At 40.9% G+C, this 18,088-nt stretch carries 14 protein-coding genes; 6 read left to right on the forward strand and 8 right to left on the reverse strand.

Annotated elements, in window-relative coordinates; translation table 11 throughout:
• Positions 1 to 130: 130 nt before the first annotated feature.
• Together VK159_RS23200 and VK159_RS23205 are read right to left on the reverse strand one after the other, a co-directional pair.
• Positions 131 to 934 carry a DUF4382 domain-containing protein gene (locus tag VK159_RS23200; protein ID WP_324232562.1) on the reverse strand — a complete coding sequence of 268 codons (804 nt, stop codon included), beginning with the start codon at positions 932 to 934 and terminating at the stop codon, positions 131 to 133.
• A 164-nt stretch (positions 935 to 1,098) separates the two neighbouring features.
• Entirely contained in the window at positions 1,099 to 3,471 is a 2,373-nt protein-coding gene (locus tag VK159_RS23205) for a sodium-translocating pyrophosphatase (protein ID WP_324232563.1), read from the reverse strand.
• Positions 3,472 to 4,319: 848 nt separating this feature from the next.
• Between VK159_RS23205 and VK159_RS23210 the strand changes: the two genes are divergently transcribed.
• The 4 genes from VK159_RS23210 to VK159_RS23225 all read left to right on the forward strand — a co-directional run bounded on the left by VK159_RS23210 (position 4,320) and on the right by VK159_RS23225 (position 6,279).
• On the forward strand, positions 4,320 to 4,670 hold the full coding sequence (locus VK159_RS23210; protein ID WP_324232564.1) for a hypothetical protein: 351 nt from the start codon (positions 4,320 to 4,322) through the stop codon (positions 4,668 to 4,670).
• 119 nt (positions 4,671 to 4,789) lie between these two features.
• Positions 4,790 to 5,356 carry a sigma-70 family RNA polymerase sigma factor gene (locus VK159_RS23215; RefSeq protein ID WP_324232565.1) on the forward strand — a complete coding sequence of 189 codons (567 nt, stop codon included), beginning with the start codon at positions 4,790 to 4,792 and terminating at the stop codon, positions 5,354 to 5,356.
• A gap of 11 nt (positions 5,357 to 5,367) precedes the next feature.
• Positions 5,368 to 5,727 (forward strand): hypothetical protein, encoded by a 360-nt coding sequence (locus VK159_RS23220; protein ID WP_324232566.1) that lies wholly within the window; start codon positions 5,368 to 5,370, stop codon positions 5,725 to 5,727.
• 156 nt (positions 5,728 to 5,883) lie between these two features.
• Positions 5,884 to 6,279: an Hsp20/alpha crystallin family protein gene (locus VK159_RS23225; protein WP_324232567.1), complete on the forward strand. Its 396-nt coding sequence runs from the start codon at positions 5,884 to 5,886 to the stop codon at positions 6,277 to 6,279.
• 78 nt (positions 6,280 to 6,357) lie between these two features.
• Here the strand turns inward: VK159_RS23225 and VK159_RS23230 are convergent, their stop codons facing one another.
• The 3 genes from VK159_RS23230 to VK159_RS23240 all read right to left on the reverse strand — a co-directional run bounded on the left by VK159_RS23230 (position 6,358) and on the right by VK159_RS23240 (position 9,614).
• The gene (locus VK159_RS23230) at positions 6,358 to 7,470 is read right to left on the reverse strand and encodes a BamA/TamA family outer membrane protein (protein WP_324232568.1); all 1,113 of its coding nucleotides are present in this window, start codon (positions 7,468 to 7,470) and stop codon (positions 6,358 to 6,360) included.
• A 12-nt stretch (positions 7,471 to 7,482) separates the two neighbouring features.
• On the reverse strand, positions 7,483 to 8,982 hold the full coding sequence (locus VK159_RS23235) for an NAD(P)H-hydrate dehydratase (RefSeq protein WP_324232569.1): 1,500 nt from the start codon (positions 8,980 to 8,982) through the stop codon (positions 7,483 to 7,485).
• A gap of 173 nt (positions 8,983 to 9,155) precedes the next feature.
• The gene (locus VK159_RS23240; protein WP_324232570.1) at positions 9,156 to 9,614 is read right to left on the reverse strand and encodes a hypothetical protein; all 459 of its coding nucleotides are present in this window, start codon (positions 9,612 to 9,614) and stop codon (positions 9,156 to 9,158) included.
• 236 nt (positions 9,615 to 9,850) lie between these two features.
• On the opposite strand from VK159_RS23240, the gene nhaD reads away from it, so the two are divergent.
• A complete protein-coding gene (gene nhaD, locus VK159_RS23245) occupies positions 9,851 to 11,128 on the forward strand; it encodes a sodium:proton antiporter NhaD (protein ID WP_324232571.1) in 1,278 nt (425 codons plus the stop codon).
• Here the strand turns inward: nhaD and VK159_RS23250 are convergent.
• The 3 genes from VK159_RS23250 to VK159_RS23260 form a co-directional block, all read right to left on the reverse strand.
• Positions 11,125 to 13,020 carry an OstA-like protein gene (locus tag VK159_RS23250; protein WP_324232572.1) on the reverse strand — a complete coding sequence of 632 codons (1,896 nt, stop codon included), beginning with the start codon at positions 13,018 to 13,020 and terminating at the stop codon, positions 11,125 to 11,127. The genes nhaD and VK159_RS23250 overlap by 4 nt on opposite strands.
• A 6-nt stretch (positions 13,021 to 13,026) precedes the next feature.
• Positions 13,027 to 14,019, reverse strand: coding sequence for an MlaD family protein (locus VK159_RS23255; RefSeq protein WP_324232573.1), 993 nt, complete (start codon positions 14,017 to 14,019; stop codon positions 13,027 to 13,029).
• Between the two features lie 217 nt (positions 14,020 to 14,236).
• The gene (locus VK159_RS23260; RefSeq protein WP_324232574.1) at positions 14,237 to 15,205 is read right to left on the reverse strand and encodes an N-acetylmuramoyl-L-alanine amidase; all 969 of its coding nucleotides are present in this window, start codon (positions 15,203 to 15,205) and stop codon (positions 14,237 to 14,239) included.
• 54 nt (positions 15,206 to 15,259) lie between these two features.
• Here VK159_RS23260 and VK159_RS23265 point away from each other — a divergent pair, with 54 nt between their 5' ends.
• Positions 15,260 to 18,088 (forward strand): putative LPS assembly protein LptD, encoded by a 2,829-nt coding sequence (locus VK159_RS23265; protein WP_324232575.1) that lies wholly within the window; start codon positions 15,260 to 15,262, stop codon positions 18,086 to 18,088.

Below are 18,088 nucleotides of genomic sequence, written 5' to 3' on the forward strand. Positions count from 1 at the left end.
TCGTATCAAATATACGACCCTGTTCGTAAAAACCAAGACCGCTCGTAAAATTCAGAAATGGTTAACAAAAGCAGGGGCATAAAAAAACCGCCCAGACATGGGCGGTTTAAACGGACATCAAAGGAAACAATTATTTTTTCTCCAGTTTCACTGTATCAACTATGGTAATCTGACCAAGTGTTACAGGCACTGTACGTGCTGCTGTTTTATGAATCGTATCATTAGGCACATAAGAGAAACTGTAGCTACCTGCAGGAATATCCTTGATCATATAGTTACCGTTACCGACTTGTGTAAAGGTTGATGCGATTGTATCTGGTCCTTTGATGGCATAAATTGCTGTTACAATTGAATCAGGTGCAACAACACCTTTCACGCTGCCACCAGATGGAACAAAGGAAAGAACACGCAATACTGGCTTCAATATATATTGACCACTGTTGCCTGCTTTTACAATTGATTTACCTGCATCAAAATCTAATATGAGGCGATAGAGTATACCACCCGTAACATCCTGCTGGATCTGTACTTTCAAGCCAGACTGTTGTGCACTGGGTGTAGTAAGGGCGATTTTTTCACCACTTTTTGTAATGATGTAATTGTTATCTCCAAGTAACAGGCGAATCTGTGAAATACGACCTACAGGAATTTCTGCATCTGCTAGGAGGGTATCCTTGCCGTTGGTAAAGTTGAGCAGGTTATAAAGCCCGGGATAAGAGTTGGCCAAAGTGATTTCGGCACTATCACCCATTTTAATAGCAATACCTTTAATATCAACCCAAACTTCCTTTACGTTAGGATCAGGAGCATCTGTTAAGCGAACCTGTAAACGGGGTTTATCGCCATTGCTCTTGTTCTTCTGGCAACCGACAGAGAGTAATACCGTAGTCATGATCACAATTCCTGAAAGAATTGTACTGAATTTCAGTTTCATAAAGTAAATTTTATTGTTTTAGAATCCAATTCGTGATGCATACTAATTCAAACATCATTCCAGTTTTAACGAAAAGGGAGTTTGGAGGGATTTTTTTTGGCTGGATATGAAAAACCCCAGGAAAAATCCCGGGGTCAGTTCATTGAAATCTATAATATGACCGATCAATTCACATCGATCTTTAATTCTGTTTTGCCATTCAGCAGCGATTGGTATTTCTCCAATACTTCTTTCGGTTGTACTGTACCGTTAATGCTCAGTTGATCGTCTTTCAATTCAATACTGAATTTCTTTGCATCAACTAAACCATCAGCAACAATAGCTGCTACAAATGGATTTTCAAATTTTGTATCTGTTAATGAAGTTGTTTGTTCCATTTTAACTTCAACCTTTTGCTCATGGTTTGCATGACCACCTGTGCCATACATCTGCGCAAGGGTAGGAGCAATGACCAATGATACGATCGACATTAATTTAATGAGGATGTTCATTGATGGACCAGAAGTATCTTTAAACGGATCACCCACTGTATCACCCGTAACAGATGCTTTATGTGGCTCCGATTTTTTGTAGAATGTTTCGCCGTTGATCTCAACACCTTTTTCAAAGCTCTTCTTGGCATTATCCCATGCACCACCGGCGTTGTTCTGGAACATTCCCATCAACACACCACTTACAGTAGCACCTGCAAGGAAACCACCTAATGCTTCAGGTCCCATTGCAAAACCAATGATCAAAGGAGAAGCGATGGTGATAGCACCAGGCAACATCATTTTCTTAATAGAAGCTTCTGTTGAAATGGCAACACATTTATCATACTCAGGTTTGCCTGTTCCTTCCATAATACCGGGAATGGTACGGAACTGCCTGCGCACTTCTTCCACCATTGCCATGGCTGCTTCACCCACTGCACGAATGGCCAGTGAAGAGAAGATGAAGGGGATCATTGCACCAACAAATAAACAAGCCAATACATCAGCTTTGTAAATATCGATACCACTGATACCAGCCACACCAACGAAGGCAGCAAACAAAGCCAAGGCTGTTAAGGCAGCAGAAGCGATCGCAAAACCTTTACCTGTTGCAGCAGTGGTGTTACCAACCGCATCCAATACGTCTGTTTTTTCACGCACCTCTTTTGGTAATTCACTCATTTCAGCAATACCACCGGCATTATCAGCAATTGGTCCGAAGGCATCGATCGCCAGCTGCATAGCAGTAGTCGACATCATACCTGCAGCAGCAATAGCCACACCATATAAACCTGCACATAAGAATGAACCATAAATACCGGCAGCCAAAACAAGAATTGGTAAGAAGGTAGATTCCATACCAACAGCCAAACCACCAATTACGTTAGTTGCATGACCGGTAGAAGACTGGCGGATGATGCTCAGCACAGGGCGTTTACCCATAGCTGTATAGTATTCTGTAATGATGCTCATTAAAGCGCCCACTACCAAACCAACTGCAATAGCGCCCAATACACCCCATTTGGTGAATTCAGCACCACGCAGCACCATTGTTTCAGGAAGGATAAAATAAACCAGACCAACACAGGCAATAGCTGTAAGAACAATTGATCCCCAGTTACCCATGTTCAGGGCTTTCTGTACATTATCTGTACTGATGCCTGCATTATCGCTTACACGAACCATCCAGGTACCAACAATAGAAAAGAGAATACCGATACCGGCGATCATCATGGGTAATAAAATAGGAGCCATACCACCAAATGCATCGATTGATTTGGTTTCCTGACCGAGTACCATTGTTGCCAATACGGTTGCAACATAAGAACCGAACAGATCAGCACCCATACCCGCCACATCACCAACGTTGTCACCAACGTTATCGGCAATGGTTGCCGGGTTGCGTGGATCGTCTTCAGGAATACCTGCTTCTACTTTACCAACCAGATCAGCGCCTACGTCGGCCGCTTTTGTATAGATACCACCACCCACACGGGCAAACAGGGCAATTGACTCAGCACCTAATGAAAAGCCCGTGAGCACTTCAATAGCGGTGAGCATTTCTGCACCATTTACATCTGCACCTGCAGGAACAAAGATGGCTTTCAGTATAATAAACAAACCACCCAAACCAAGCACAGCCAAACCTGCCACACCAAGCCCCATTACAGAACCACCGGTGAACGACACATTCAATGCCTTGCTTAAACTTGTACGTGCAGCTTGTGCCGTACGTACGTTGCTTTTGGTAGCGATCTTCATACCAATATAACCGGCAGTTGCACTAAAAACTGCACCCACAATGAAAGCGAGGGCAATACTCCAGTGGCTGTTAGGGTTCGCCATTGACATTACACCCAAAAGAATAGCCACAATTACCACAAAGTAGCCAAGCACTTTCCACTCAGCTTTTAAGAAGGCCATTGCACCTTCAGCAATGTAATTACTGATTTCCTGCATCCGTGGGTTACCGGCTTCCTGTTTTGAAACCCAGTTGTACTTCACAAACATGTACAGCAAGCCAACGACTGCCATAGCGGGAACGAGATAAATCAAATTCTCCATAAACAATAATTCTATGTTGTTGATTTTTATTAAGATCACCCTAAAAGCCAGTGTGATCAAGGGCGGCAAAGATAGGGGAATGGGTGTAAAATAGTATAGGGCGTTAATGGTTGTGGAAAAGCGGGAAAAAAGGGCTCGTTCGTGCTGATTTTTTAGTTTTGGTCACGGGTTAAGAGGTATTGGTGAAAAGTTCTGAGTTTGGTTATGTGTGAAGAGTTAAGGGTTATGTGGCGGGCGTGTTGGTGCTTCATGTATCTTTTTGTTTGGCGTTGGCACCGTCTGTTTTTTACCTGTTGAGCGCTTTTACCACGCTTTAAGTAGGCTTTATCCTGCCTTTATCTATGCTTCATCAGCGAAGGATGGACAAATTCTTGAAATCCCTTGCTGATGACAACACACAACAAGGGCGGCGTTTTTTTTCTTTAGCATACCACAGAGGCAAAAGAGAAAACGACTATTTTGCTTAAAATTAAATTTGACCCGCATTAAATAGTGGTGTCATGAACCGTAAACGCTAAATATGAAAATTTTTAGATTGGTACTTGCAATTTGGATTGTAGGGCACATGTTTTTATTGGCAAAGAGCGGTTTAGAATCATCGATACAGAAAGAGTATAATGTATTTAATAGACCAACTTTTTCAGATGCTACACATTATCAGATTAAGAAAAGTGAGTTCTTTTGGCCTTTTAGTAACAGCTCATATGGGATCAATGTATACGACTTAACTGAACTTATAGTTTATATAGGTATTCCCTTTTTAGCATATTTGCTATTTAATATTCTGCGAAATAGAAAACGCAATATTAAATAGGTTAAATTCTTACAAGTACTCATTTGATGATATTATGACTCAAATAGATATTGATACGAAAGTTAAAAATTTGAAGGATGAAATCATGGCCCTAAAGTTAGCCTTAACTCCAAATTCAAGTGAAAGGGTTCTATCTGACTATGAGAAATCAAATGTAATCCGATTTATATCCAACTCTTTAAAACTTGCATTGGAAGCAAAAACACAAGGTCACTCCCTTTATGTCAATTTTCAGATAGATTTCTTAAAAAACTACCCTACTGAAAGTTTAAAAAGACAACTCGATAAAATAATTGATGAAACATCCGAAAATCCCCAAGATGAAGATCAATTAATGGAATTCTATAAAAAGTTGCAGTTCAAAATAGCGAACCTGAAGTTATAGGTTCTAATAATTTGGTTTATGTCCTATTGAACAGCATGGGTCATGGCAATAAACAGCCGGTTCAACTTTTTCCCGCACCTTTAAAGTAAAATCAAAATAGCCTTCGTCTACCTATTCAAATGTACGATGGCATGGAGGCAATGGCCAAACAGCAAACAATCATATCAACCATCAGCAACTACAGCAGGCAGTTGTTTGGCTTTATACGCAGTCGTGTAAAGACAAACGAAGATGCGGAAGACATTCTGCAGGATGTGTGGTACCAATTCAGCAACTTACCGGCTGTGGACGATATTAATAATATAGGCGGATGGTTATTCCGGGTAGCCCGTAACCGTATTATCGATAAATCGAGAAAGAAGAAAGATGCGTTGATTGATGACTATTCATACGAAGATGATGAGGGGACAAGTTTCTTTTCATCCATACTCCGGAGTGATGATGAAGATGCTGAAACACAAAGTATGCAGCGTTTGTTTTGGGATGAATTGATGGATGCCCTGCAGGAACTTCCGGAAAAACAGCAAAACGTATTTGTGTGGAACGAACTGGAAGATATGACGCTGCAGGAAATTGCCGACCGTGAAAATGAAAATATTAAAACCATTATCTCACGCAAGCGGTATGCAGTGTTACACCTGCGTACAAGACTTGAAACATTGTACAACGATTTTCTAAACAATTAATATTTTTAACGATGATGAGGAACAGGAATAAAAAATGGATGGCCTTTATACCCGTGCTGATTATTGCAGCCGTGTTTGGGTTTGGATGGCTGGTGATGTTTTTGTGGAATACAGCATTGGTGCCGGCAACAGGTTTTCATGTGATCACGTTCTGGCAGGCGATAGGTATACTTTTATTGAGTAAGATATTGTTCAGCGGTTTTGGCGGAAAAGGAAAACACAGAGGTGGCCCGGCCTGGAAACAAAACTGGAGCACCATGACGGATGAAGAGAAAGCCCGTTTTAAACAGGAGTGGTGGAAGCGTTGCGGTCGTTACCCGGAAGAAAAAGTGACAACCACAAATGTAGAAAACAAACAGGGTGTTGAATAAATTACGCATTGTACATAAGGTATTCAATCATTTTTTTAACCCGGGCATTGCCTGGGTTTTTTTGTGCAGTATGGTTAACCAAAGCGGTTAAAGTATTTTTTTTAATTGTCCGTCTGTTTTGGGGTAAACATTTTTTCTCACAAAAAAGAAATGACTATGTATCATCAGTCACACGCCGCAAAAGGCGATCACTACGGAAGCAGCAAACGGCACCTGCTTTACCGTTCAATGCAACGAGCCGCAGTTAATATTTACAAAACCGAATCCAGTTTTGAAATGCTGGTATTTGCACCCGGACGAATCAAGGAGCATTTTGCGGTGAATGTAAAAGGGAATGAGTTAACTGTTTCCTACACACCACCGGAAGGCTTTCCAAGATTCAATTGGGTATTACGTGAATACAGTCGTGGCGGTTTTGCACGTACGTTCACGTTAGATGAAACCATTGATGCTACTGCTATTACAGCAAAGTATGAGGATGGTGTGTTGCAGGTGAGCTTACCTGTTATTGCAGGTGCGCAAACCAAACAACAGGAGATAAAGATTAGTTAGGTTGGTTTTTCCCGCCTGCCGTCGGGCAGGGGTTAAGTTCAAAGGCGGTCCGTTTATGCGGACTGCCTTTTTTATTTCTTAAAACGCTTCTCCAAACTGCAGGTAAAAACCGTTGTTGCCTTTACCACTTCCAAAACCATAATCGAAACGGATATGCAGCTTTTCATTTTTGTTTACCGCAAAACGAAGTCCGCCACCATACGAATACTTCAAACGCTGTAATGAAAGTGTACTGAAACGACCTGCCACATCACCCATACCTGCAAAACCAACGGCACTGATGCGTTTATATAAGTGAATACGATATTCTGTTTGTAAACTCAGCAAATGATCATCCCTGTAGCGGCCGTTAAAAAAGCCCCGCATCCGGTCGGCGCCACCAAGTGAGGCAATACTCCTGACAGGCACATCAGCACCTGTATTTAAAAAGATATAACCCTGCAATGCAAGTATCTGCTTACGGTTGATTTGCATGAACCATCTTGCATCTGCAATAATATTATTGTAACGATGATCAGAAAACAACAGCGATGTATAATGCGTGGCCTGCAACGAGAATAAATGTCCTTTGTTTGGCCAGAAAGTATTGTTGCGTGTATCCCAGGAAAAACTTAATCCCAATCCCGATACCTGATAAGGATTTTTACCTGCAACATTTTGCTGATCAAACAAACCGCCTGGTTGTGTATTTATATTAATCACTCGTTGAAAATCATAAATGAGTCCTGCAAATAATTTTTGGCCAATCAAACGTTCACCATGCAACCGTATATAGAATTGCCTGAAATTATATTCTTCTTCGTTGCAGTCGGGTGTGTGATTTCCCAATCCCCAAAAGCGATCAGGAAAAGAACTGAAGGAGAAATGACTGTTGAGAATATATTTTTCACCGGGAAAGAATACCGGTCCATTCACTGTAAACAAAAATTGTTTTCGCAGTGAATAAGTTCCAAGAAAACGAATAGAGGAGGTTCGGGTAGTAGAATCTTTTTTCCGTGTTGTATAAAATGTATAAGTACCGCCTGCGCCAAACGACCAATCAGTTTCAATGGATCGGGAAATAACCGGTAAAGCAATTAAATGACTTTTATTGACAGATGAATCATTATTTGTTTGTGCTGCAACTTCGATCAAAACAAATATGTGCAGCAGGATAGAACTAAACGATTTCAGAAAGATCTTCAACTGCATGTATTTAGTTTGTTACAGTTGAAGAAATACATTACCGATGTATTGATTGATGTCACCTGCCATCATTGCTTCCTGCGATAATTGCTGTGCAGCAAGATCACCTGCAGCTCCATGAATGTACACGCCGAGTATCGCTGCATCTTCTGCATTATAACCTTGCGCCAGCAAACCCGTCAATATTCCTGTTAATACATCACCGCTGCCTGCAGTTGCCATTCCGGAATTACCTGTGTTATTAAACCAAGCATCACCATTAGGACTTGCGATAAATGTATGATGGCCTTTCAGTACGATCACACAATTCAACTCTTCTGCTTTCTGCAGCGCCAGTTCTTTACGTTCGAAATCATTATTTGTTTTACCGAATAAACGTTCAAATTCTTTTGGGTGAGGAGTGAGGATACATTCTTCATGCAAATGTTTGGTGAGATCTTTTTTGATCGATAAGAGGTTTAATGCATCTGCATCAATTACCACAGGTTGATGTGCAGTACGCAGCAGGTTCATTAAAAGTTCTGCTGTTTGTTCATGTAATCCAATACCCGGTCCAATACCAATTGCAGTATATCTCGACATGTCTGCAGGTAGTTTGGAAAGATGTTGTTCTTCAATATCTGTTTCAAGCATTGCTTCCGGCACTGTTGATTGTAATACAGTGTAGCCGCATTTAGGTGTATGCACCGTTAACAAACCTGCACCGCTGCGCAAAGCAGCTTTTGCAGATAAAACGGCTGCTCCGTTTTTCCCATAACTGCCCGCCATGATCAATGCATGACCAAACACGCCTTTGTGCGAAAATGGTTTTCGTTTTTTGTAAACAGAACGAATGATCTCCTGATCGATGAGTTGATGATAAGCAATTGTCTCTTGATAATAAGCCGGATGCAAACCAATATCAAGCAGGTGTACTTCGCCAAACCAATCTGCATTCTCCTGCATCATAAAACAGAGTTTGTGCACCTGGAAACTCAATGTATGATCGGCTCTTATGCAGGTATATTCTTTACAGCTTTTATCAGCAAACATGCCTGTTGGTATATCAATGGAAATAACAGCGGCAGGGGAGTTACTGATATGCTCTACGAGTTGAAGCATTAATCCATCGATCGGTTTGTTTAAGCCGGTGCCCAGTAATGCATCAATCGCTACATCATCAGCTGTTAATGCAGGAAAGAAGTCTGCTGACTGAATGAAATGAATTTCTTTGGTGAGCTTGTGCAGCCGTTCAAGATTATGTTGAAAATCATCGGTGCCTTTTGCGCCGGTTTCAAAAATATACACAACTACAGAAACACCTTCCTGTAACAGGAGACGTGCAATCGCAAGTCCGTCTCCACCATTATTTCCTTTGCCGCAGAAAATGTGCAGTTTGTTTTTTGAGAACTGATGTTGCAATATCCAGTTGGTACATGCAATGGCAGCACGTTCCATTAAATCGATGGAAGCAACTGGTTCCAGTGCTATGGTACAAGCATCCCATGCTCTTACCTGTTCAGAGGTGAAGATCTTCATATACTAAAGTTACAATAGCAAAGATGAAAAAGAAAGGGTTGTGTTTACAAGGTTGCCAACCTTGATTGTACCTGATCATTAAAACTATTTTGCAGAAAGGTTGGCAACCTTTTCCATGAAAAAGAAAAGGCCTGATGAAGATCAGACCTTTTTCAGAAACCAAGAGAACGAAATTATTTTTTGAGAAACGAGAATCGAACGGATACAGCAACGGTTGATGCACGGAAGCGAACCGACTGAATGAAATTTAATTCAGGTTTCCAATCGATGGATAAATTGATGGGCACTTCATTAAACTGGTAATCGAGACCTGCAATGCCGGCAATACCAAGGTTATCTGCTCCCTTAAAACCAACATAAGCACCGCCTCCATAAAACCATTGCAGATTAGGAACGGCATTGATGGGTTTGAACACTTCATACAGAGCACCCAATGAAATGGGATCTCTGAGATTCAGAATTGCTTCCACAGCTTTGCCGTTATTGAAATGATAGCGATACGTGAATCCGGTGGAAACAACCTGGTCGGCACTGCCTAAACGAACACCTGCCTGGTGACGGTATTGTGCGTAGGAACAGGTTACAACAGTAAGTAAAAAAACAAACGATACAAGAATTCCTTTTTGAATCATAGTGTTGAAGTTGTGATCGTATTAACTAAAATAATGCCAATCAATCGGGGGTGTTTGCATGAGTTGTTAAACTGTAACGAGCTGTTGTTTTCAAAAACGTTGATTTCTTCGTTTACTGTGTGAAAGAAAACATAACAATAGAAAGAACTACGTACTGTTCTGCTTTATTGCTCTTAGCCGTAATTACGATCGTTCTTTTTTTATGGTTTATATTTGCGCCTCTAACACAATTTCCAATGGCTGCTGCGTTGATCATTACTGTTTTCATTCTTGGTTATTTGACGATTGCATTTGAGCATGCAGTTAAAATTAATAAAGCCGCAACTGCATTGATGACGGGTGCTCTTTGCTGGACCATCTTTATGCTTGACAGTTCATCGTCACATGATGTAAACGAAGCGTTGATGCATCACATAGGCGATATTGCATCGATCCTGTTTTTCCTGTTGGGTGCCATGACGATTGTGGAGCTGATTGATTCACACAATGGTTTTGCCATCATTACCCGGCAGATCAATACAACCAGCAAAAGCAGGTTATTGCTCATTGTTTCTTTCATTACTTTTTTCTTATCGGCCATACTGGATAATTTAACCACAACCATTGTAATGACCTCCTTATGCACAAAATTGCTGAGTGAAAAAGAAGATCGTCTTTGGTTTGCAGGTATGATCGTTATTGCTGCAAATGCCGGTGGTGCATGGTCGCCTTTGGGTGATGTGACCACTACTATGCTGTGGATTGGCGGACAAATAACCGCTGCACATATTATTAAGCAATTGTTTCTGCCAAGTTTGGTGGCAGCTATTATTCCTGTTTTGATTGTGATGTACAGGTTCAAAGGGAAAAAGATCATTGCCATGCCAAAAGCAACATCGACTGAAACAGATAAAAGGGATGGTAAAATTATTCTTGCAACCGGGTTGGGTTTCCTTGTGTTTGTACCGCTGTTTAAAACTGTTACACATTTGCCGCCATTTATGGGGATGTTGCTTGCATTGGGTTGTATGTGGATCATTACAACTGTTCTTCACAAAAAGAAAGAAGAAAGGCTGATGCAACGTTATAGTGTTGCAGGGGCTTTACAAAAAATCGATACGCCCAGCATTCTTTTTTTCCTTGGAATTTTATTGGCTGTTGCAGCTTTACAATCAAACGGATTGCTGAAAGAAGCTGCTACGCATCTCAATTCTTTCTTCAAAAATGATTATTTAATTGGAACGGCGTTGGGGCTACTTTCAGCATTAGTTGATAACGTTCCGCTGGTTGCGGCAGCGCAAGGCATGTACGATCTTACAACTTATCCAACTGATCATCCGTTCTGGGAATTTCTTGCATTAACAACCGGCACTGGTGGCAGCGCCATTATTATTGGTTCGGCAGCAGGTGTTGCTGCAATGGGTATTGAAGCCATCAACTTTGTATGGTATCTCAAAAAAATAAGCTGGCTGGCATTGGTTGGTTTCTTTGCAGCAATTGCGGTCTTTCTTCTTGAAAGAATGTTATTTTATTAAAGGAACAACTCCAGTTTATTCTTTGGCCTCTTGTCTTCGAGCCATTGAAAGTTCTGCAGTTTCTTTTGTTCTTCCGGTAATTGACGGATAGGGAAAGTGGTGCCTTTTACCGAGCTGGTGAATTTTACTTTCTGCGGACTGCGGTCTTTAAAATACATATCGATCATATCTGCAGTAGTGCGGTTCATACCTACAAAAGCACTGTCATCATCCTGCGCATAATAAATACTTTCTGCCGTGCCTTTTGCTTTTACAAAATCAAGTTCACCATCTATAAAATAACCGTTAATGGTGCGTCCTTTGATCTGGTTAAAAAAACTTGCACTTTCTTTTACACTTTGCACAAGCAAACCATTCTCGAATACGTAGAGACGTTTCGGCTTTTTATTTTCGGTAAAGATGAAAATGGTATCTCCGCTTACCTGGCTGCCTTTGCTCCATGCAACAGGGTTATGAAAGAGTTGAAATACACTATCAACACCTGAATAAAATAAACTGTCAGCAACGGCCTGCAATGAATCATTAAAGATGCGTACATGTCTGAAGGCGGTGATAAAGCGAAGGGTATCTGTTTCTTCTTTGGGTCGTATTTTTTTGATGGCAGATGAATCCATTACAGCAACAGCATTACTGTCGGCTGTTGGCAGTTTTGTTGAATCATTTAAAACCAATACGGGTTTTACTTTGAGTGGAGGAGGTTGATTGCTGATGCTGTCTTTTTGTGCAACAACGATTGGCTTTTCAACGACTGCTGCAATGGTATCTTTTGTTTGAACAGCAATACTGTCAGCAATAACCAACGATGAATCTTTTATAAGAGTGCTCGAATCATTCTTTAAAATGGAATCAACCTGGATGATCTGTTTGCCTTTTAATGTATCAAACGCACTGATATAGCCATTCTTCATTCCTGCCAGGTCCCGCATTAATCCTGAATAGATCGTATCAGCAGCAATGTAAACTGAATCTTTATTCTGTACCACTACCATCACCGGCTTTTCCGTAGCAAGAAAATTCTTTTTCTCTTTATTAAAGAAAACCCTGTTGGCAAAAAGTAATGCACCTTGTGCAGTATCCTTGTATTGAACATTTCCTGTTGCTTCACCGTAACCGGTCTTATCATCAAATGCAAAATCGTCTGAGATCATGTAGGTAGTACTGTCTCGCATGATTGATCGTTTGCCGAACTTTGCTTTCTTCAATTTCAGATCATAATAACCTTCTCTTGTATTAATGATCGATTTTCCGCTCTTGATGGTTGTTGGCGCAATAAATGTTGCAACCTGGCTGCTGGTATTATATAACAACGAATCACTTGCCAGTGCAACTTCAGGATCACTCATTTTTACATTGCCAACAAAATAAATATCTTTTATATCGGCATAATAAAATCCTTCCTTACTGTAGAGTGTAGTTTGTTTGCTTTCAATACGGCCGCCATTACGGTAAGTACCAACCTTGCCGTTCATATCATAATCCATCTCATCGGTGTACAAAGTACTGTTGCCATCGCTGAGTTTTACTTTATCACGAAAGGTGGCTAATTTCTTCGTACCGTCGTATTGCATGTACTGAGAATAGATGTTGACAGAATCCGCATCATTGATGTGTACACTGCCATAGGCCTGCATGAAATTTGTTTTTTCATTGTACACAACACTATCGGCCCAGAACAAAGTGCGTCCCTGGCGAATATGCACATCGCCAACAAGTATCTGCAATTGAGTAGCAGAATCAATTGTTCTGAAATCAAAACGATTGGTCTTCAGGATCTCAACGACCCTGACCGTGTCACTTGATTGTGAGGGGCGGGGAGGAAGTGTTTTTTGCTGGGCAGATAATACACTCACACAAAAAAGCAAACAGCACAGTAAACCAATGCGAACAAACACGTTCAATTATTTTTGATTGTTATAGATGCTATCGGCCAATGGTGCTTTCAATGGTTCGGATTTATCTTTTTTGCCCCCAAAGACAGAAACATTTATATAACGCTTCGGATGCAGTTTGAAATCATCCAGCAAAATATTTAAGCTGCGAGTTGTGTTCTGCAGGTTGTTATAAAGTTTCGGATCATGAATCAGCAAACCAAGTGAACCATCTTTACTATTGGCTTTCTGCAAAATTCCCTGTAATTGTGTGATGCTGTTGTTAAGATTGGTAACTGTTTCCTTTAATTCCAGTTCCGATAACTTTTGAGAAGTTGTTTTGAAGTTCTCAATCGTGGTATTCAGCTTCTCGTTGTTGGTATTAAGATTGGTGGTAAAGGTTTCAACATTGGTTAATGTTTTTGCCAGCGCACCATTTTTGCTATTGAGCATCACCGATAAATTATCGGATGTGGTTTTCAGATTGGCAATGGTATGTTTCAGGTTGGCTTTTGTATTCGCATCAAACATACTGTTCACATTGCTCAATAAGAGTTTCAGCGAATCAACCGCCTGTTTCACATTAGCCATCACCGGGTCAATACTTGTCATCACTTTTGACAGGATATCGGGGTTGCTGATGCTTTGTAATGTATCGCCTTTCGCAAGAAAGGTTTTGGAATCGCCGGGCACAACGCTGATAGATGAATTGCCGGTAAGGCTGCTGTTAATAACAGCCACTGAATTGCTGGGTATATTGATTTCATCGAGCAGGTTAATGGTTACCACCACTTCACTTACATCTTTATCAAGCTTATCGATTTTATACACATTACCAATCCGGTAACCTTTTATTTTTACCTGGTTGGCCGGCTCAAGTGCACCTACATCGGGGAAACGTGCATAGAGCACATTTGATTTTTTGAGGAGGGTTTTGCCCTTCAGGAAATTAAAACCGAGGATCAAAAGGGTAACAGCTATTACGGTTAAGGCGCCGACTTTGGTTTCGTTTGAAACTTGCATGTGTGTTTAATTGCTTTTTAGCCACCCCGATGGTTACCGGGATCACTCGCCATAAAATTTTCTTAGCCGGTTAGTAAAACAGCCCGAAAATAGTATGGCTCATTTCATTAATTGGTGATAGGAAGGCTAATTGTTGCCTTCCCTGAGTCAAAAATAAGAAATGTTTACCCGCCGCAATGAAGAAGGGGAGAAACAGCTGTTAAAAAGTGTAAACTAATTACTTACGGGAATTATTAGCCGCATTTTGCACCGCAGGCTTTTCCACCAGGTCTTTGTAGCGCTTGATAGAGCGGGCAATGCTTTCAACCATTTGTTGCTGGCCTTCTTCGCTGATGAGGTATTCCTCTTCTGGTCTGTGCGATAAAAAGCCCAGCTCGATCAAAATACTTGGCATAGCAGTGGCCTGCAATACCCAAATACCTTTCTGGCGTTGTTTTACACCACGGCTGAAGCGGCCGATGCCTACAAATTCTTCCTCAACAATAGAAGCCAGTTTTACGCTGTTGCCAAAAAACTGTTTGGTCCATAATGCCACCTGCTGTTTAACAATCGGGTCGTTAATGTTAACATTAATGGTTCCATCATCTTCCTCATTGCTGAAAATATCACCGTTTTCAAGAATGAAATCTTCTTTATCGTCTTGCTTGTGTGCAGCAAATACATATGTTTCGGTACCGTGTGCAGGGTTTGCGTGGTAGTAAGTTTTATATACAGGAACTGTTCTTGTTTTCTTTACACGTTTTTTGCTTTTGCCTTTTCCGGTTGTAACATAATAGGTTTCTTTACGGGAACCTGTTCTCACTACTTCCCTCAACTTAGGTACATAGTTACAGTGGATCGATACAAACAGATCGCCTTTATTATTATTGGCAAATTCAGCACGTGCCTTGTTCTCTACAAAATAAACGGTAGGTCTTGATTCAAGGATTTTTACTTCAGGCATTTCTTTTTGAAGAATGGCCACCAGTCGTTTGGCAACTTCATACGAAATCTGATCTTCCGATACTTCTGTACCAAAAGAGCCATGGCGTGCGCCGATGGTCCCTTTAAAACCATGACCTGCATCTACTATAATGGTCCTGATCTTTCCTGCTGCTGCAGCATTATTTTTCTTACTGGTGAAGGAGATAGCCACCAGACCCAACATCAGCAAACAGGCAATTCCGGGAAACCAGTTCTTGTTCATAGTTCGAATTTCGTTTTGCGTTAGTAATTCAAAAGCAACATTCACAGTTCGTTAATGCAATTGTGGCTATTTTTGTCGCCACCGTATATGTTCCAACGCCGTAAAGTTAATCATAAATCTGTTTTCATCACCGCTGTTGCAGCATTGCTGCTCTATGGCCTAACGGTAAGTGGTCGTTCTGCATTTCATTCGCCATCGCATTTTCTGCAAGCTTTAACATTTTCAGTTGCTGATACAACACCTGTTAAACCAGCAAAGAAGCCGATCACTAAACCTGCTTTACAGACGAGAGAAGGATCAACAGCGCAGCAGAACAGAATGTTAATTGATACGGTGCCGGTGAAAAAAGATTCAGTCAATCTTGTCGATTCTTTACAGCGTAAGGACTCAATGATCCAAAAGATCGATACGTTTGATCTTAAACTGTCAAAAGATTCCATTGATGCACAGGTTGACTTTGAAGCAGAAGATTCAATGGTAATCGATATACCAGGCAAACAGATCTTCCTTTATAACAAAGCATCGGTTAAATTTAAAGATGTGGCACTCGATGCCGCTGTTATACGGCTTGATCAGCCTACGCAGATTCTTACTGCTTTTTCTACAAAAGACAGTACAGGAAAACGGATTGGAGTGCCTGCCTTTAAACAGGCAGAAAGTGCATTTACATCTGATACCATCCGCTATAATTTTAAAACTCAACGTGGTTTAACCATCGGCACTTATACCCAGGAAGGGGAGATGTTTATTTACGGTGAGAAGGTTAAACGCATCAGCCCCACAGTTTTCTTCGCAGAGAAAGCAAGATTTACTTCCTGTAATTACGATACACCTCACTTTGCGTTTAAAGCACGTAAAGTAAAATTCATCAGTAATAAAGTGGCTGTAACAGGTTTGGTGCGACCTGAATTTGAAAATGTACCGATCCCTCTTGGTTTACCGTTTGGTTTATTTCCGATGAAGCAAGGCAGGAGAACAGGATTGTTACCTCCTCAACCTGTAGCGAATGATCAGCTTGGTTTTGGTTTGGAAGGATTGGGATATTATAAAACAGTTGGTGAATATTGGGATGCCACCATCAGGGCCAATATTTATTCATATGGTTCGTACAGCTTGTTTCTTTCACCAACATACCGTAAGCGTTACCGTTACAGCGGCGGTTTTAACATCAGTTACCTCAATACAAAAATCGGTTTCAAAGGTGATCCTGATTATGTGCCGCCTAACCGTAACTTTTCTGTTCAATGGAATCATAGTTTAGATGGCAAGGCAAGACCCGGACAATCGTTCAGTGCAAGTGTAAACGTTGCCACGAGTTTGTTTAACCGCTATTTTCCCAATAATGCATCGCAGAACTTTAATAATACATTACAATCTTCCATTGCTTACCAACGTACCTGGGCAGGTAAGCCATATAATTTATCGGTAACAGCAAACCATAGCCAGAATACAAATTCAAAACAGTATAACATCAGTTTGCCGGATATTGGATTTACAGTGAACACTCTGTATCCTTTTCAGAAAAAAGAGTTGGTGGGTACACCTAAATGGTACGAAAAATTAGGCGTGTCGTATAACGGTACGTTCCGTAACCAGTTCTCATTTACAGACACAACGTTTACACTCAAACATTTACTTGATACGTTGAACTGGAGTGCAAGACACAGCATTCCTATTCAGCTTTCATTGCCTGCGTTGGGGCCTCTGCAGGTTGGTCCTGCCATCAGTTATGATGAAACATGGCATTCACGCACTTTTGTTCGCCGTTGGAATCCTGCAACAAAATCAGTTGAAACGGTAAGTGAAAAAGGTTTTTACCAGGAACGGCAAATGAGTTTTGGTTTAAACTTCAGCACGGCTGTGTTTGGCAAGCTTGATTTTAAGAAAGGGAATGTAAAAGCGTTGCGTCATGTCATTCGTCCAACATTTGGTTTAGGGTACAGGCCGGATATGAACCGAAGTAAATGGTACCGATCACAGGTTGATTCAACAGGAAGAGAATTGTGGTTCGATAAATTTAATGGCTCGCAGGCAGCGAATATTCCTGATGGCCGTTCGGGCTCCATCAATTTATCAATCGATAATAACCTGGAGATGAAAGTGCGTGATAAAAAAGATACTTCAGAAGCGGCGGAAAAAAAGATAAGATTGATTGATGGTTTTGGCATGAGCACCAGTTACAATATGCTTGCCGATTCTTTTGCATTAAGTGATTTTAATTTTTACCTGCGTAGTAATTTGTTTGAAAAGATCAATTTAACGGCAGGAGCAAACGTTTCGCCTTACCAGGTTGATACTAAAACAGGTTTCCGTAAACGGCAATATGCCTGGCAGGCCGATAAGTTTTCATTAGGCCGTTTTACCAGCGGGTTTGTATCAGTGAGTACCCAATTCAAAAGCAAACCAAAAGACGAAAAGAAAGAAAAGGAAAAACAGGAATCAGAACGCAACAGGCGGAATAATGCCGATTTCGATGAACAAAGCCGTGAGTTGAATGCAATCCAACGTAATCCGGGCGAGTTTGCTGATTTTAATATTCCCTGGAGTTTGAACCTCAGCTATTCATTGAATCTTAACCGCCAGTTAAAACTTGATTACTCTGGATTTGAAACATTGATCACTCAATCAGTGACCTTCAACGGTGATTTTAATTTAACAGAGAAATGGAAAGTGCAGGCGAATGGTGTGTTTGATATTCAAACAAAAACATTACAATATTTAACCACCTCTATTTCGAGAGATCTTCATTGCTGGCAGCTGGCCATTAATGTTACACCGGTTGGTATTTACCGTTCATTCAGTATAAGTATTAATCCAAAGTCAGGATTGTTGCGTGACCTCCGTATCAACCGTTCGAAGTTCTTCTATAATTTACCGGAGTAG

The sequence above is a fragment of the Lacibacter sp. genome (assembly GCF_035299325.1).
Taxonomy (GTDB): Bacteria; Bacteroidota; Bacteroidia; order Chitinophagales; family Chitinophagaceae; genus Lacibacter.

What these genes read in the sequence shown, in the direction of transcription:
- VK159_RS23265 (WP_324232575.1), top strand. Translation starts at nt 15,260, where the DNA reads ATGCAATTGTGGCTATTTTTGTCGCCACCGTATATGTTCCAACGCCGT.
- VK159_RS23255 (WP_324232573.1), bottom strand. Translation starts at nt 14,019, where the DNA reads ATGCAAGTTTCAAACGAAACCAAAGTCGGCGCCTTAACCGTAATAGCT.
- VK159_RS23200 (WP_324232562.1), bottom strand. Translation starts at nt 934, where the DNA reads ATGAAACTGAAATTCAGTACAATTCTTTCAGGAATTGTGATCATGACT.
- VK159_RS23225 (WP_324232567.1), top strand. Translation starts at nt 5,884, where the DNA reads ATGTATCATCAGTCACACGCCGCAAAAGGCGATCACTACGGAAGCAGC.
- nhaD (WP_324232571.1), top strand. Translation starts at nt 9,851, where the DNA reads ATGGCTGCTGCGTTGATCATTACTGTTTTCATTCTTGGTTATTTGACG.
- VK159_RS23205 (WP_324232563.1), bottom strand. Translation starts at nt 3,471, where the DNA reads ATGGAGAATTTGATTTATCTCGTTCCCGCTATGGCAGTCGTTGGCTTG.
- VK159_RS23260 (WP_324232574.1), bottom strand. Translation starts at nt 15,205, where the DNA reads ATGAACAAGAACTGGTTTCCCGGAATTGCCTGTTTGCTGATGTTGGGT.
- VK159_RS23215 (WP_324232565.1), top strand. Translation starts at nt 4,790, where the DNA reads ATGTACGATGGCATGGAGGCAATGGCCAAACAGCAAACAATCATATCA.
- VK159_RS23210 (WP_324232564.1), top strand. Translation starts at nt 4,320, where the DNA reads ATGACTCAAATAGATATTGATACGAAAGTTAAAAATTTGAAGGATGAA.
- VK159_RS23230 (WP_324232568.1), bottom strand. Translation starts at nt 7,470, where the DNA reads ATGCAGTTGAAGATCTTTCTGAAATCGTTTAGTTCTATCCTGCTGCAC.
- VK159_RS23235 (WP_324232569.1), bottom strand. Translation starts at nt 8,982, where the DNA reads ATGAAGATCTTCACCTCTGAACAGGTAAGAGCATGGGATGCTTGTACC.
- VK159_RS23240 (WP_324232570.1), bottom strand. Translation starts at nt 9,614, where the DNA reads ATGATTCAAAAAGGAATTCTTGTATCGTTTGTTTTTTTACTTACTGTT.
- VK159_RS23220 (WP_324232566.1), top strand. Translation starts at nt 5,368, where the DNA reads ATGATGAGGAACAGGAATAAAAAATGGATGGCCTTTATACCCGTGCTG.